The following is a 13,620-nucleotide window of genomic DNA, read 5'->3' as shown; positions in this document are numbered from 1 at the left end:
CTACTGAACGGCCGCCGTGCGGATCAGGGCGATGTTCAGCGTCTGCGGCGCGGGCGGAACATAGTCCAGCGCGGCCGGAATCAGCGAAGCGCCCGAGGCCACCGCGTCCAATGTCTTCAGCGGCCCGCCCAGCAGGCGCTGGTAGATCCAGTAGGACGCCATGACCTTTTCGACGTAGTCGCGCGCCTGCGGCACGTCGATGGTCTCGATCAGCAGCAAGGGATCGGCGTCGCCGCCCAGTTTGCGCAGCGCCGCCAGCATCGGGCCTGGGCCGGCGTTGTAGGAGGCGACGGCGCGCAGGATGTCTCCCTGGAAGGCGTTCAGCTGCAACATGCGCTGGATGTAGGCCTGACCCAGCTTCATGTTCACGGCCGGGTCGAGCAGGCGCGACGGCTCGGACACGAAGCCCCGGTCGCCGGTCATCTCGGCGGCGGTGGTCGGCATCACCTGCATGATGCCATAGGCGCCGGCGCCAGAGCGCGCGCCGGCGTCGAAGCCGGTTTCCTTGCGGGCCAGGGCGTAGACCAGGGCGCGGTCGATGGTGAAACCGCCTTCGGGCTCCAGCACGGGCGTGGGATAGTGGACGGCGTCGATGCGGCCGGCGTCGCCGCCTGAGCCGCCCGGCGACATCATGCGGGCCAGCGCGCCCCACATCTTCTGGGCGGTGTCGCCGGCGGCGGTGCGCAGGCCGTGGCGCAGTTCGCTGCGGGCGTCGTCGCGGCGACCGACTTCGTAGAAGGCCAGGGTCCGGCGGGCGCGGGCGTCGCCCTGCAAAAAGGTCGACAGGGCGGCGGGCTCGACGCCCAGCGGCTCGGCCTGCTGGAACGAGGCCTGCTGCAGCACCGCGTCGTAGGGGCGAGGACCCTGGTTCTCGACGGCGGGCTCTTCGCCCAGCTGGCGCAGCGCGATCTGGCCATAGAAGGTGGCGGGCCAGCGCGCGGCGAGACGCAGGTATTCGGCAATGCGGTCCTGACGGCCGGTCCGGGCGGCGGCGCGTGCGGTCCAGACGGCGGCGCCGGCGCGCACCCACGGATCCTCGGTCGGGTCCAGCGCCACGCGCTCAAAGGCGCCGAAGGACGCCTGGAAGTCGTTTAGGCGCCAGGACGCCAAGCCCACCGTCCACCAGTCGCCGATCGACTGGCCGGCCTGCACCGCGCCGGACAGGTCGTCGTTGTTGTAGGCGATGCGGGCGATCTTGTCGGGATCAACGCCGTCGTCGCCGGACACGGCGGTGACCAGGCTGTTCCAGGTGCGGCCAAAGCCCGCCGGACGCGGCGGCTCGGCGGCGCCGTCGGGCTGGCGCTTCAGGGCGAGATTGTAGACGCGGCTGGCGCACGGCAGGTCGGCGTAGGCGTTCAGCCAGCCGACCAGCTCCTCGTAGGTGGCCGAGTGATCGCGGTGGAACAGGCGCTCGAATTCGACCTGGCCCATCAGCACGCGATCCTGCGCCTGACTGGCCGAGGCCCGGGCGGCTTCCAGGTCGCCGCGCCGCAGGGCGTCAAAGGCGGTGGTGTAGCTGATGCGGTCCGCCGAGCTCAGCGCCGTGGGGCGCATGGAACCCACGCCCGATCCGGACATTCCTTCCACAAGGCCGGAGCCCTCGCCCGATCCTTCGTAGGGGACGCCCTCCGCCATGGCCGCGCCGGCGGCGGACAGGGCAAAGGCGAACGTCGACGCGACAAGCGCGCGGCGGAACTTGAGCATAGCGGCCCCCTCGTTGGCGTCGCGCCTGCCCGTCTCGATCAGGCGGCGCGTTCGTATGGCGATCGGTCGTCAGCGGCGAAACATGCCGTAATCAGCGTTTACCTTCAATCCCGGCGGAAAGATGGCTTTCGCCTTCCAGGCGAACCGACAGCGCCAGCAGATCGGCCCAGACCTGACGCTTGGCCTGCGGCTGGCGCAGCAGAAAGGCCGGGTGCAGCGTCGGCATGGCGGGGGCCGAGACCGCGCCTTCGTTCAGCCGCCATTCGCGCCATTGGCCGCGCATCTTCATGATCCCGTCCTCGGTCTGCAGTACGGAGCGCGCAGCCGCCGCGCCCAGCAGCAGCACGGCTTTGGGCTTCAGAAGCGCAAAGGTTCGCTCGACGAACGGAGTGCAGGCGGCCTGTTCCTGCGGGCTGGGCGTGCGGTTGCCGGGCGGGCGCCAGAAGACGGTGTTGGTGATGAAGACCTTGTCCGTCAGACCCGCCGCCGCCAGCATCCGGTCCAGCAGCTGCCCGGCCTTGCCGACGAAAGGCTGGCCCTTCAGGTCCTCTTCGGCGCCCGGCGCCTCGCCGATCACAAGAACGGGAGCGTTGGGGTTTCCGCGCGCGAACACCGACTGGGTCGCGCCGAGGCCGCGCAGGGTGCAGCCCTCGAAGGCGGCGATGGCGGCGGCGAGATCCTGAAGCGTGGCGGCGGAGGCGGCGAGGGCGCGGGCTTCCTGCGCCGCATCGTCGCGGCACGGCGGCGGGGCGACCGAAGCGGTGGCCCTTTGCACCGCCTTGGCGGGCGGCGGCAGCTCGACATGGGTGTGGTCCACCGGCGCATCGAGATAGCAGGCGTCCACCCCCGCATCGCGCCAAAAGGCGAGCAGGCTTTCGACGGCGGCCGTGTCGTGAGGTTGCGCGTTCATGGACCGCGGCAGGGATAAGCCTTGACCGCCGTCGCGTCACCTTCCGATAAGCAACCAAACCATTCCCGCAGTCGGGAAAAGAAGGACAGGCATGGCCGAGGACACGATCGAGGGCGGCGCGACGGACGCGCGCCAGGAAGCGATCATCGACAATCTGCCCCCGCTGGAGGCGCTGGCCGGCGTCGAGCGCGAGGTCATGGAATACGACGTGGTGATCGTCGGCGGCGGCCCGGCCGGCCTGTCGGCCGCCATCCGGCTGAAGCAGCGCGCCGAAAAGGACGGGCGCGAGATCACCGTGGCGGTGCTGGAGAAGTCGGCCGAACTGGGCGGGCACATCCTGTCGGGCGCGGTGATCGACCCCAAGGCGCTGAACGAGCTGTTCCCGGACTGGAAGGAACGCGGCGCGCCGCTGGAGACGCCGGTCACCAAGGACAGCTTCCTGGTGCTGGGGCCGCATGGCCAGGCGTCCCTGCCGATGTTCGCCCTGCCGCCGTTCATGCACAACGACGGCTGCTATATCGCCTCGCTGGCCAACGTCTCGCGCTGGCTGGGCGAACAGGCGGAAGGCCTGGGCGTCGAAGTCTATCCTGGCATGGCCGCCAGCCACGTCGTCTATGACGAAGCGCCTGGAGACGGGGCAGGGCGGGTGAAGGGCGTCGTCGCCGGCGTGTTCGGCATCGACAAGCATGGCCAGCCGACCGGCGACTTTCAGCCCGGCATCGAGCTGCACGGCAAATACGTCTTCATCGCCGAGGGCGTGCGCGGCTCGCTGGCCAAGACCATCATGGCCCGCCACAACCTTTGCGACACAGCCGAACCGCAGAAGTTCGGCATCGGCCTGAAGGAGCTTTGGCAGGTCCCGGCCGAAAAGCACCGGCCGGGCCTGGTGCAGCACACCACCGGATGGCCGCTGGACGATAAGACCGGCGGCGGCTCGTTCCTGTATCACTTCGGCGACCGCTATGTGGCGATCGGCTTTGTGGTGCACCTGAACTACAAGAACCCGTTCCTGTCGCCGTTCGACGAGTTCCAGCGGTTCAAGCACCATCCAGCCGTGGCCGAGCATCTGGAGGGCGGAACGCGCGTCTCCTATGGCGCGCGGGCGATTAGCGAGGGCGGCTATCAGTCGGTGCCGAAGCTGAGCTTCCCGGGCGGAGTGCTGATCGGCTGCGCCGCCGGCTTCGTCAACGTGCCGCGCATCAAGGGCAGCCACAATGCGATGAAGACTGGCATGATGGCCGCCGACGCCGCCTATGACGCCGTCGTGGCCGGGCGCGAGGGCGACCGGCTGGAGGCCTACCAGACGGCCTACGAAAGCAGCTGGGTCGCGCGCGAGCTGAAGATCGTCCGGAACGCCAAGCCGATCCTGTCCAGGTTCGGCACCATGATGGGCGGGGCGATCGGCATGGCCGACATGTGGATCAACCACCTGACCGGCGGTTGGTCGCCGCTGGGCACGCTCAAGCACGGCAAGACCGACGCGGCGGCGACGGAAGAGGCGTCCAGGCACAAGCCCATCGCCTACCCCAAGCCGGATGGCGTCCTCAGCTTCGACAAGCTGTCCAGCGTGTTCATCTCCAACACCAATCACGCGGAGGAGCAGCCGGCGCACCTGAAGCTGATCGATCCGTCGATCCCGATCCGGATCAACCTGCCGAAATACGGAGAGCCCGCGCGCCTGTACTGCCCCGCCGGGGTGTACGAGGTCGTCTATCAGGACGAGGCCAACAAGGCCGATCCGCGCTTCGTCATCAACGCCCAGAACTGCGTCCACTGCAAAACCTGCGACATCAAGGATCCGTCGCAGAATATCGTCTGGACCACGCCGGAGGGCGGCGGCGGCCCGAACTATCCGAACATGTAACTCTCCGAACATGTGAGGCCGGCCGTGCGGCGGCCCTTGCGGCGGCCGGGCAAAACGTGAAGGGTCCGCGCATGTCGACCCTTCGCGCCCGCCTGTTGTGTTCCGCCCTTCTGCTGTCGCTGGCCGCGACAGGCGCAGGGGCGCAGGAGCCGGCGCCCGTCCAGACGCCTCCGATCGAGACCCCGCCCGCCGAAAATCCCGCCTCTGGCGAGGAGCCGACGCCGGACAACACGCCGGACGACGCGCCCGCGCCCGATCCCGATGCGGAGAGCGAGGATGCGGAGGCGACGCCGGCCGAGCCCGCCCTCCCGGCCGAGTGGGCGCCGGCGCCGACCGATGCGGCGGATCGCAGCGCCTATGGCCTGTATCTGGCCGGCAAGGCGGCGGTGGTGGACGGAGAGGGGGAACTCGGCGCGCGCTACCTCGCAGAAGCCAATGCGCTTGTGCCCGAACAGCCCCGGGTGCGCGAACAGGCCTTTACCTCGGCCCTGCTGACCGGGGACCTCGGCGTGGCCGCCAGCGTCGCGCCGAGCGAAGGCTCGCCCGCCATGGTCCAGGGCGGCCGGCTGGTGCAGGTGGTGCAGACCTTTGCGGGAGGCGACGCCCGCGCGGCCAACGCCAGTCTCGCCGCCGAGCCGATCGCCTCGCCGCATGCGCGTGCGGCGCTGCTGATCTCGCCGTGGATCGCGGCGGCGGCCGACGACTGGGAACGCGCCCTGGTCCCGCCGCCGGAAGGGGCGGATCCGGCGACCACCGCCTTTGTGCGCCAGAACCGCGCGCTGCTGCTGGAGCGCCGTCGTCGCTACGAGGACGCCGAGGCCGAACTGAAATCCCTGACCGAGGGCGCCATCACCGGCCCGGTGTTCCGCCGTCCCTATGGCGAGTTCCTGGAACGGCGCGGCCGGCGCGATGAGGCGCGCGCCCTGTATGAAACGGCGGCCCGGGCCAACGAGCTGGACCTCCCGCTCGCCCGGGCGCTGGAGCGGGTCGAGGCAAGGGGGCGTGCGCCCGCTATGCCGACCCTGATGGAAGGTGCGGCCGAAGCCCTGTCGGCCGCGGCGGCGCAGGCCTCGGCCGAAGGCGGGCACGAGTTCGCCGCCGTCTATCTGCGGCTGGCGCTGAACCTGCACCGCGATGCGCAGGGCGAGACGCGGCTGGCGCAGGTCCTGACGCGGGCGGGCCTGAAGGATCAGGCGCGCACCGCCTGGTCGCAGGTCGGGACCGAAGACCCGGTTCTGTACGCCAACGCCCGGACCCAGCTGGCCATCTCGCTGGACGAGGACGGCCGGCCCGAGGACGCGCTGGAAGAGCTGCGTCGCGCCGCCGCCGCCGCGCCGTCCGATCCCCGCATCGCCCTGGTGCTGGCTGGGCAGCTGGCCCAGGCCGAACGCTATGACGAGGCGCTGGCCATCCTGAACGGTCCGGTGCTGAACACGGCCGAGCAGGGCGCGCAGGTGCACTTCATCCGGGGCGCGGCCTATGAGTCGCTGGGGCGCATCCCGGAAGCGGAGGCTGAGCTGTGGGCCGCGCTGCAGGCCGCGCCGAACGACGCCAATATGCTGAACTACCTGGGCTATCTGTGGGTCGACAAGGGCTTGCGGGTCGAGGAGGGGGCCGCCCTGATCGCGCGCGCCCACGCCGCCGATCCCCGCAACGGCAACATTCAGGACTCGCTGGGCTGGGCCCAATTCCGCCAGGGCCGGTTCGACGAGGCGGTCGCCACGCTCGAGCAGGCGGTGGCCAAGGAGCCGGCCAACGCCGAGATCGTGGATCATCTTGGCGACGCCTATTGGCGCGTCGGGCGCCAGCGCGAGGCGGAATGGCAGTGGGAACGCGTGCTGACGCTAGAGCCCGAGGACGAACGTCGCGCCGGCGTCGAGGTCAAGCTGGAGCGCGGATTGCCTGACGGGTCCGCCATGTCGGTGGGCGTGTCGCAGTAGTCGTCGGCGGATCGATGCGCCTGACCGCCCTGGCGCCGGCCAAGATCAACCTGTTCCTGCATGTGGGACCGGTGGACGCGGCCGGCTATCATCCGCTGGAAAGCCTGGTCGCCTTCGCCGACATCGGCGATGGGGTGACGGTGGAGCCGTCGAACCGGCTGACGCTGGAGGTTGCCGGGCCGTTCGCCGAGGGGCTGGCGGGCGACGACAACCTGATCGTGCGCGCGGTGCGGGCGCTGGGTGAGGCGGCTGGCGTCGGAGAGCCGCCCCTGCGCATCGTTCTGGACAAGCGACTGCCGATCGCGGCCGGGCTGGGCGGCGGGTCGTCGGACGCGGGCGCGGCCCTGCGGCTGGCGGCGCGGGTGCTGTCGCTAAACATGAACGAGACGAGGCTGGAGCGGATCGCGGACGTGGTCGGCGCCGACGGGCCGATGTGCCTGCGCGCGCGCACGGCCTGGGCCGGCGGCCGGGGAGAGGCGCTGACGGACGAGCCGCGCCTGCCGTCCCTGCCCGTGGTGCTGCTGAACCCGCGCCTGCCGTCGCCGACGGGCGCGGTCTACCGCGCCTATGACGCGAACCCGGCGGCTGAGGCGGATCGGCCGGCTGCGCCGGACGACTGGAGCCGAAGCGCCGTGATCGACTGGCTGGCTCGCCAGCGCAATGACCTGGAGGCGCCGGCCTTGTCGTTGACGTCGGGGACCGGCCAGGCGCTCGAAGCGATGCGGGCGGCGCCGAACGTGCGCCTGGCGCGGATGTCGGGCTCAGGCGCCACCGTGTTCGGCCTGTTTGACACCGCCGAGGACGCCGAGCGCGCGGCGCAATGGCTTTGCGTTAGTCATCCGGCCTGGTGGACCGAAGCGGGCCTTCTGAATGCCGAGGCCGTCTGAATCCGGCGATTTGTCGGCTTTTCGGTGCAGGTTGAGGCGATGCGAACACCGCTACGCCATGATCATCACGAGTGTTTCAAATCGTTTCACGATCCTGGAACCCGGCCGATCCTGAGGCCTTGAGTCCGGCAGTTCCCCAAGGTGGAACAGGCCGCGGCTCCCCCGATGCGGCCTCCCGTCAACCGAAAGGATGCCTTTATGACCCGCAAGCAAATCCTGGCCGCGACCACCGCCGCCGCCCTGCTGATCGCCCCCGCCGCCCTAGCCCAGGACCAGACCGCACCGGCCAGCCCGCCGGCCGGCGAGCAGACCACGCCCAACACCCAGTCGACCACGCCGCTGGACCAGCCGGACATCAGCCCGACGCCCGCGCCCGCCCAGCCGAACCAGTGGACGCAGCCGACCGATCCGACGGACGACGCCGACGATGACGCCCAGCCGTCGCCGACCGATCCGGAAGTGACGCCGCCGCCGGCCGCTCCGGGCCAGCCGGGCAGCGAGACGCCGCCCTATACCGCCCCGAACGGACAGCCGACGGACGACGTGACCACCACCGCCTCGCCGCCGGTCTCCAACCCGACGGACGGCCAGGTCGATCCGGACGCCGACGACGATGCGGACGGCGACCCAGCCACGACCTCGCCGACCTCCGCCCCCGATCCGGCGGATGGCGAACCGGAAGGCGACACCACGCCGCCCAGCGCCTAAGCCGGCCCTCCATCCGGAGGCGTGTTGATGATGAAGGCGGCGGGCCCTATGGTCCGCCGTCTTTTTTGCACCTCCCGGACACGCCTTGACCGCTCCCGCCGAACCGCTCGCGTTTCAGGACCTGATCCTGACGCTTCACCGCTATTGGGGCGACCAGGGCTGCGCCATCCTGCAGCCGTACGACATCGAGGTGGGGGCGGGCACCCTGCACCCGGCGACCGTGCTGCGCGCGCTGGGCTCCAAGCCCTGGAAGGCCGCCTATGTCCAGCCCAGCCGCCGCCCCGGCGATGGCCGCTATGGCGAAAACCCCAACCGGCTGCAGCATTACTACCAGTATCAAGTCATCCTGAAGCCGAACCCGGACAATCTGCAGGCGCTGTATCTCGGCTCGTTGGAGGCGATCGGGATCGATCCCAAGCTGCACGACATCCGCTTTGTCGAGGACGACTGGGAGAACCCGACGGTGGGGGCCTGGGGTCTGGGCTGGGAGGTGTGGTGCGACGGGATGGAAGTGACGCAGTTCACCTATTTCCAGGGCGTCGGCGGCATCGAGGTGGACGTAGTCTCGGGCGAGCTGACCTATGGGCTCGAGCGCCTGGCCATGTATGTGCAGGGCGTGGACAACGTCTACGACCTGAAGTTCACCAAGGAAGGGACCACCTACGGCGAGGTGTTCCTGGAGAACGAGCGCCAGCAGTCGGAGGCGAACTTCCACGGCTATGACGTCGATGGGCTGAAGCGCCGGTTCGAGGACATGGAGGCCGAGAGCAGGCGGCTGCTCGCCATGACGGGGCCGCAGGGTCAGGCGCTGGTGCTGCCGGCGTACGATCAGGTGTTGAAGGCCTCGCACCTGTTCAACCTGATGGACGCGCGCGGGGCCATCGCGGTGGCGGAGCGGCAAAGCTACATCGGCCGCATTCGCGACCTGTGCAAAGCCTGCGCCCTCGCCCAGGTTGAATCTGAACGCGCGAGCGCCTGATGCCCGAACTTCTGCTTGAAATCTTCTCGGAAGAGATCCCCGCGCGCATGCAACAAGGCGCGGCGCGCGACCTGGAGCGGATGGCGTCCGAGCGACTGCGCGCGGCCGGCCTGACGTGGGAGGCGCTTACGACCTATGCGGGGCCGCGCCGGCTGACGCTGGTGATCGACGGCCTGCCGGCGGCGACGCCGGACCGCAACGAGGAGCTGAAGGGACCCAAGACCTCCGCGCCGCAGCAGGCGCTGGACGGCTTCCTGCGCAAGACCGGCCTGACGGCCGGTCAGCTGGTCGAGCGCGACGGGGTCTGGTTCGCGCAGATCAGCCAACAGGGACGCAGCACGCCCGAAGTCGTGGCCGAGATGGTCGATGCGGTGGTGCGCAACTTTCCCTGGCCCAAGTCGATGCGGTGGGGAACGGGAACCCTGCGCTGGGTGCGGCCGATCAAGCGCATCCTGTGCATCTTCGACGGGGCGGTGGTCCCGTTCGAAGTCGAGGGCATCCGCTCGGACGCCGTGACCGAGGGCCACCGCTTCCTGGGCTCGGGCGCGCCGTTCGCGGCCAGCGACTTCGCCAGCTATCGCCGGAAGCTGGAGGCCGAATACGTGCTGCTGGACGCGGCGGATCGACGCTTGCGTATCCTTGAACAGGCCAAGGCCGTCTGCGCGGCGCGGGGGCTGAGCCTGGTCGATGATGACGGCCTGCTGGACGAGGTGGCGGGCCTGGCCGAATGGCCGACGCCGATCCTGGGCGACATGGACCCGCAGTTCCTGTCGCTGCCGCCCGAGGTGGTGCGCCTGTCGATGAAGGTGCACCAGAAGTATTTCGCCGTGCGCGATCCGGCGCGCGAAGGTCTCGCGCCGCACTTCGTGGTGGTGGCCAATGTCGAGGCGTCGGACGGCGGGCGAGCCTTGGCGGCAGGCAATGCGCGGGTGCTGTCGGCGCGGCTGAACGACGCCCGCTTCTTCTGGGACGAGGACCAGAAGGTCGGTTTCGACGCCTGGTCGAAGAAGCTGGAGGGCGTGACCTTCCACGCCAAGCTGGGAACCCTGGCCGAACGGGTGGAGCGGATCGCGGCCCTGGCGCGCGAGATTGCGCCGCTGGTCGGCGCCGATCCGGATCAGGCCGAGACGGCGGCGCGTCTGGCCAAGGCGGACCTGGCCTCTGGCATGGTGGGCGAGTTCCCGGAACTGCAGGGGATCATGGGCGGCTACTACGCGCGCCTAGCCGGGCAGCCAGACGCCATCGCCGACGCCGTGCGCGACCACTACAAGCCGCAGGGGCCGAACGACACGGTGCCGACGGCGCCGGTGACGGTGGCGGTGGCCCTTGCCGACAAAATCGATACCTTGGTCAGCTTCTGGTACATCTCTGAGAAGCCTACGGGGTCTAAGGATCCGTTCGCGCTACGTCGTGCAGCCTTAGGCGTTGCACGCCAAGTCCTGACAGCCGAACTGCGGTTGCCGCTAAACCGCCTGTTCGTACATCAGGGCCGGCGCTTATCTGCTCAGCTTCTTGGCCGTGCGGGCAGCATCATTCCCAACCTAGCCGCGTCCATGGCGGCTTTCGGCTTTACCGTTACACCGAACGAAGATGGTCTGGTCACTGTGGCGGATAAGGCGCGGCAAGCGCTAGAGAGATCGACTGTCAACGATGTTGCACCAGTCGAGTGGGAGCATTCCTACTGGACTGACTTGGGCTTATTCATCCTCGATCGCCTGAAAGTCCTCCTCCGCGATCAGGGCCAGCGTCACGACCTGGTGGATGCCGTGTTCGCGCTGGGCGACGATGACCTCGTCCGCATTGTGCGGCGCGTTGAGGCGCTGTCGGCGTTTCTGGCGACGGACGACGGGGCGAACCTGTTGGCGGGCTACAAGCGGGCGACCAACATCCTGCGGGCCGAGGCCAAGAAAGGCGAGCTCCCGACCGGCATGGTGCAGACGGGCCTGCCCGGCCAGCCCGAGGCGGAGACGACGCTGGCTTTTGCGGTCGGGGCGGCGCGGACGGCGGTGGACCTCGCGCTGGACGGCGAGGACTTCGCCGCCGCCATGACGGCGCTGGCGCGGCTGCGGGCGCCGGTGGACGCCTTCTTCGATCAGGTCATGGTCAACTCGGACGTGGCGGCCGAGCGCGACAACCGGCTGAAGCTGCTGGGCCAGGTGCGCAACGTGATGGGTCGGGTCGCCGACTTCGGCCAGATCGCGGGCTAGGCGCAGGCGATCTTCCCCCTAAGGGGGAAGTGTCGCGTCCTCGAGCGCAGCGAGAGCAGCGACGATGGGGGGAAGTCTTCGGCTTAAGAAGACTCCCCTCACCGACCCTGGATCGCTGCGCGATCGACGGGCCACCTCTCCCGCGAGCGGGAGAGGGCTCTCTGCGTCTCAGGCCTCGAACACGGTCTGGAAGCCGCCGTAGATCATGCGCTTGCCATCGAAGGGCATGGGCAGATTTTCCATGCGGGGATCGCTCATCATCTTGCCTTCGGCCGCGTCGGCGGTGGCCTTGTCTGGCCAGACCACCCAGGAGAAGACCACGATCTCGCCGTCCTCGGCCTGGACCGCGCGGCGGAAGTCGGTGACCTTGCCGTCGGGCGTGTTGTCGCCCCAACCTTCGTTCATCGCCAGAGCCCCGAACTCCTGGAACAGGGGCCAGGCCATGCGTGCGGACTCGATATAGGCGTCCTTGTTCTCAGGCTTCACCGGCGTCACGAAGCCGCTGATGTAGGTCATGGTCGTCTCCTCCTTCTCGGTTGAACGGGGATCAGGCGTTGGCGACGGCGCGGTCCAGCGCCGCGATGTCGATCTTGACCATGGTCATCATGGCCTCCATCGCCGCCCTGGCGCGGGCGGGATCCGGGTCGGTGGTCAGCTCCATCAGGCGGCGCGGCGTGACCTGCCAGGACAGGCCCCAGCGATCGATGAGCCAGCCGCACTGAACCTCGCGCCCGCCGCCTGTGACCAGGGCGTCCCACAGCCGGTCGGTCTCGGCCTGATCGTCGGTCAGGACCTGGAACGAGACGGACTGGTTGAAGGGAAAGTCCGGCCCGCCGTTCAGCGCCAGATAGGCGCGGCCGGCCAGGGTGAACTGGATCGTCAGCACCGAGCCGGCGGGGCCGGACGGCGTGTCGACCGGCGAACGGTTGACCGCATCGATGCGGCTGTCGGGCAGCAGCGAGACATAGAAGCGCGCCGCCTCCTCGCCGTCGCCGTTGAACCACAGGCAGGGGACGATCTTGTCGCTCATGATGCGGGCTCCGCGTTGGTGTTGATCATCCAGTCCTTGCCGAAGCGGTCGCGCAGCATGCCGAAGCCGGGCGACCAGGGCGACGGGCCGAACGGCATCTGAACCGCGCCGCCCGCGCCCAGGGCGTCGAACACGCGGCGCGCCTCTTCCAGATCGTCGAAGTGCAGGGCGACCGAACCGGCCCCCGGCCCGACGCCGGTCTCCATGCCGTCGGCGCAGACGCCCGGTGGGCTGTCGGAGCCCATGATGGCCTGGTCGCCGATCTGCATCCATGCATGGGCGACCTTGTCCAGCCACTCGGCGCCGACGTGTTCGGCCGCGCCAGGCACGTCGGCCATGGCGACAAAGTCGAGCCGGTCGGCGCGCAGCACCTCGGCGTAGAAGCCGAACGCCTCGCGCGCCTCGGTGCGGAACATCAGATTGGGCGTGACCTTCATGATCCCGATCCTTCGGCCAGAGCCGCCAACTGGTCGGCGACCGCGCCCCAGCCGGCCTCGAAGCCCATGGTCCTGTGCGTGTCGGCCGCCTCGGCGGTCCAGTGCAGGGCGCGGGAGGTGAAGCGGGTGGCGTCGCCTTCCGGCTCGAACGTGTCGATCCGGACGAAGTTCATATCACTGTTCTGCGGTATCCATCCAGCCGTCATGGCGCCCGTCGACACCAGGCGGCGGCCGGGATCGACCTCAAGGAACACGCCTTCATAGGGATGCCGCTCGCCCTCCGGCGACTGCAGGGTCGTGTTGCAGCGGCCGCCGGCTCGCAGGTCCCAGTCCACGACCGGCGTGGTCCAGGGGCGGGGACAAAACCATTCCGCCGACCGCTCGGTGTAGATGCGCCACACCGCCTCGGGCGAGGCCTGGATCAGGCGGGTGACGCTCAGTTCGTGACGATCGGTCATGGCGTCACGCGGGCGCGAGATCGTTGGCGGCAAAGGCTTCGGGGCCTTGCGCGACGGCGGCCGGGTCCATCCACATGACCTCCCAGATGTGGCCGTCCGGGTCGGCGACGCTGCGGCCGTACATGAAGCCGTAGTCCTGTCGGGGGTTCGGATCGCCCCGACCTTCGGCGGCGGCGCCCGCGTCGATCACGCGGTCCACGCCGGCGCGAGAGTCTTCGGACAGGCACAGCAGCACCTGGGCGCTGGCCTGGGCGTCGGGGATCGTCCGGTCGGTGAAGGTGCGCCACTTGTCGTGGGTCAGCAGCATGGCGTGGATGGTGTCGGAGAACACCATGCAGGCGGCGGTCTCGTCGCTGAACATCGGGTTCCGGGTCGCCCCGATCGCTTCGTAGAAGGCGGTGGACCGGGCGAGGTCCGTGACCGGCAGGTTGACGAAAATCATCTTCGGCATGGCGTTTCTCTCCTTCTTGGCCTTCCCATCTGGACTCGCCTGCTT

Annotated in this window: 13 protein-coding genes; 6 read left to right on the top strand and 7 right to left on the bottom strand. The window is 69.4% G+C overall.

Annotated features, from left to right (window positions below):
* Both KY493_RS11055 and KY493_RS11050 read right to left on the bottom strand, forming a co-directional pair.
* Entirely contained in the window at positions 1–1,704 is a 1,704-nt protein-coding gene (locus KY493_RS11055; RefSeq protein ID WP_219896394.1) for a lytic transglycosylase domain-containing protein, read from the bottom strand.
* A 91-nt stretch (positions 1,705–1,795) separates the two neighbouring features.
* Positions 1,796–2,614, bottom strand: coding sequence for a uracil-DNA glycosylase (locus KY493_RS11050; protein ID WP_219896393.1), 819 nt, complete (start codon positions 2,612–2,614; stop codon positions 1,796–1,798).
* A gap of 196 nt (positions 2,615–2,810) precedes the next feature.
* Between KY493_RS11050 and KY493_RS11045 the strand changes: the two genes are divergently transcribed.
* From KY493_RS11045 to glyS, 6 genes are all read left to right on the top strand, one after another.
* Positions 2,811–4,478 (top strand): electron transfer flavoprotein-ubiquinone oxidoreductase, encoded by a 1,668-nt coding sequence (locus KY493_RS11045; protein ID WP_255568137.1) that lies wholly within the window; start codon positions 2,811–2,813, stop codon positions 4,476–4,478.
* Between the two features lie 71 nt (positions 4,479–4,549).
* Positions 4,550–6,418 carry a tetratricopeptide repeat protein gene (locus KY493_RS11040; protein WP_219896391.1) on the top strand — a complete coding sequence of 623 codons (1,869 nt, stop codon included), beginning with the start codon at positions 4,550–4,552 and terminating at the stop codon, positions 6,416–6,418.
* 14 nt (positions 6,419–6,432) lie between these two features.
* Entirely contained in the window at positions 6,433–7,305 is an 873-nt protein-coding gene (locus tag KY493_RS11035) for a 4-(cytidine 5'-diphospho)-2-C-methyl-D-erythritol kinase (RefSeq protein ID WP_219896390.1), read from the top strand.
* 198 nt (positions 7,306–7,503) lie between these two features.
* Entirely contained in the window at positions 7,504–8,013 is a 510-nt protein-coding gene (locus KY493_RS11030) for a hypothetical protein (protein ID WP_219896389.1), read from the top strand.
* Between the two features lie 85 nt (positions 8,014–8,098).
* Entirely contained in the window at positions 8,099–8,992 is an 894-nt protein-coding gene (locus KY493_RS11025) for a glycine--tRNA ligase subunit alpha (RefSeq protein WP_219896388.1), read from the top strand.
* Positions 8,992–11,199: a glycine--tRNA ligase subunit beta gene (gene glyS / locus KY493_RS11020; RefSeq protein WP_219896387.1), complete on the top strand. Its 2,208-nt coding sequence runs from the start codon at positions 8,992–8,994 to the stop codon at positions 11,197–11,199. The genes KY493_RS11025 and glyS overlap by 1 nt, the downstream gene beginning before the upstream one ends.
* Positions 11,200–11,367: 168 nt before the next feature.
* Here the strand turns inward: glyS and KY493_RS11015 are convergent, their stop codons facing one another.
* From KY493_RS11015 to KY493_RS10995, 5 genes are read right to left on the bottom strand one after another with little or no spacing between them, the layout of a single operon-like run.
* Positions 11,368–11,715: a DUF1428 domain-containing protein gene (locus tag KY493_RS11015; protein WP_219896386.1), complete on the bottom strand. Its 348-nt coding sequence runs from the start codon at positions 11,713–11,715 to the stop codon at positions 11,368–11,370.
* A gap of 31 nt (positions 11,716–11,746) precedes the next feature.
* Positions 11,747–12,229: a VOC family protein gene (locus KY493_RS11010; protein WP_219896385.1), complete on the bottom strand. Its 483-nt coding sequence runs from the start codon at positions 12,227–12,229 to the stop codon at positions 11,747–11,749.
* The gene (locus tag KY493_RS11005; protein ID WP_219896384.1) at positions 12,226–12,666 is read right to left on the bottom strand and encodes a VOC family protein; all 441 of its coding nucleotides are present in this window, start codon (positions 12,664–12,666) and stop codon (positions 12,226–12,228) included. The genes KY493_RS11010 and KY493_RS11005 overlap by 4 nt, the downstream gene beginning before the upstream one ends.
* On the bottom strand, positions 12,663–13,124 hold the full coding sequence (locus tag KY493_RS11000) for an SRPBCC family protein (protein ID WP_219896383.1): 462 nt from the start codon (positions 13,122–13,124) through the stop codon (positions 12,663–12,665). Before KY493_RS11000 ends, KY493_RS11005 begins: the two co-directional genes overlap by 4 nt.
* Positions 13,125–13,128: 4 nt before the next feature.
* Positions 13,129–13,575: a VOC family protein gene (locus tag KY493_RS10995; protein ID WP_219896382.1), complete on the bottom strand. Its 447-nt coding sequence runs from the start codon at positions 13,573–13,575 to the stop codon at positions 13,129–13,131.
* Between the last annotated feature and the right edge of the window lie 45 nt (positions 13,576–13,620).

This window comes from Brevundimonas sp. PAMC22021 (assembly GCF_019443405.1).
Taxonomy (GTDB): domain Bacteria; phylum Pseudomonadota; class Alphaproteobacteria; order Caulobacterales; family Caulobacteraceae; genus Brevundimonas.
The sequence above is the reverse complement of the archived record's forward strand: the minus strand, read 5'-3'. Positions and strand labels throughout refer to the sequence as shown.

Bases quoted from the DNA above. Each gene is read 5' to 3' on its own strand.
- glyS (WP_219896387.1), top strand. From the start codon at position 8,992: ATGCCCGAACTTCTGCTTGAAATCTTCTCGGAAGAGATCCCCGCGCGC.
- KY493_RS11050 (WP_219896393.1), bottom strand. From the start codon at position 2,614: ATGAACGCGCAACCTCACGACACGGCCGCCGTCGAAAGCCTGCTCGCC.
- KY493_RS11015 (WP_219896386.1), bottom strand. From the start codon at position 11,715: ATGACCTACATCAGCGGCTTCGTGACGCCGGTGAAGCCTGAGAACAAG.
- KY493_RS11005 (WP_219896384.1), bottom strand. From the start codon at position 12,666: ATGAAGGTCACGCCCAATCTGATGTTCCGCACCGAGGCGCGCGAGGCG.
- KY493_RS11035 (WP_219896390.1), top strand. From the start codon at position 6,433: ATGCGCCTGACCGCCCTGGCGCCGGCCAAGATCAACCTGTTCCTGCAT.
- KY493_RS11040 (WP_219896391.1), top strand. From the start codon at position 4,550: ATGTCGACCCTTCGCGCCCGCCTGTTGTGTTCCGCCCTTCTGCTGTCG.
- KY493_RS11045 (WP_255568137.1), top strand. From the start codon at position 2,811: ATGGAATACGACGTGGTGATCGTCGGCGGCGGCCCGGCCGGCCTGTCG.
- KY493_RS11030 (WP_219896389.1), top strand. From the start codon at position 7,504: ATGACCCGCAAGCAAATCCTGGCCGCGACCACCGCCGCCGCCCTGCTG.
- KY493_RS11000 (WP_219896383.1), bottom strand. From the start codon at position 13,124: ATGACCGATCGTCACGAACTGAGCGTCACCCGCCTGATCCAGGCCTCG.
- KY493_RS11010 (WP_219896385.1), bottom strand. From the start codon at position 12,229: ATGAGCGACAAGATCGTCCCCTGCCTGTGGTTCAACGGCGACGGCGAG.
- KY493_RS10995 (WP_219896382.1), bottom strand. From the start codon at position 13,575: ATGCCGAAGATGATTTTCGTCAACCTGCCGGTCACGGACCTCGCCCGG.
- KY493_RS11055 (WP_219896394.1), bottom strand. From the start codon at position 1,704: ATGCTCAAGTTCCGCCGCGCGCTTGTCGCGTCGACGTTCGCCTTTGCC.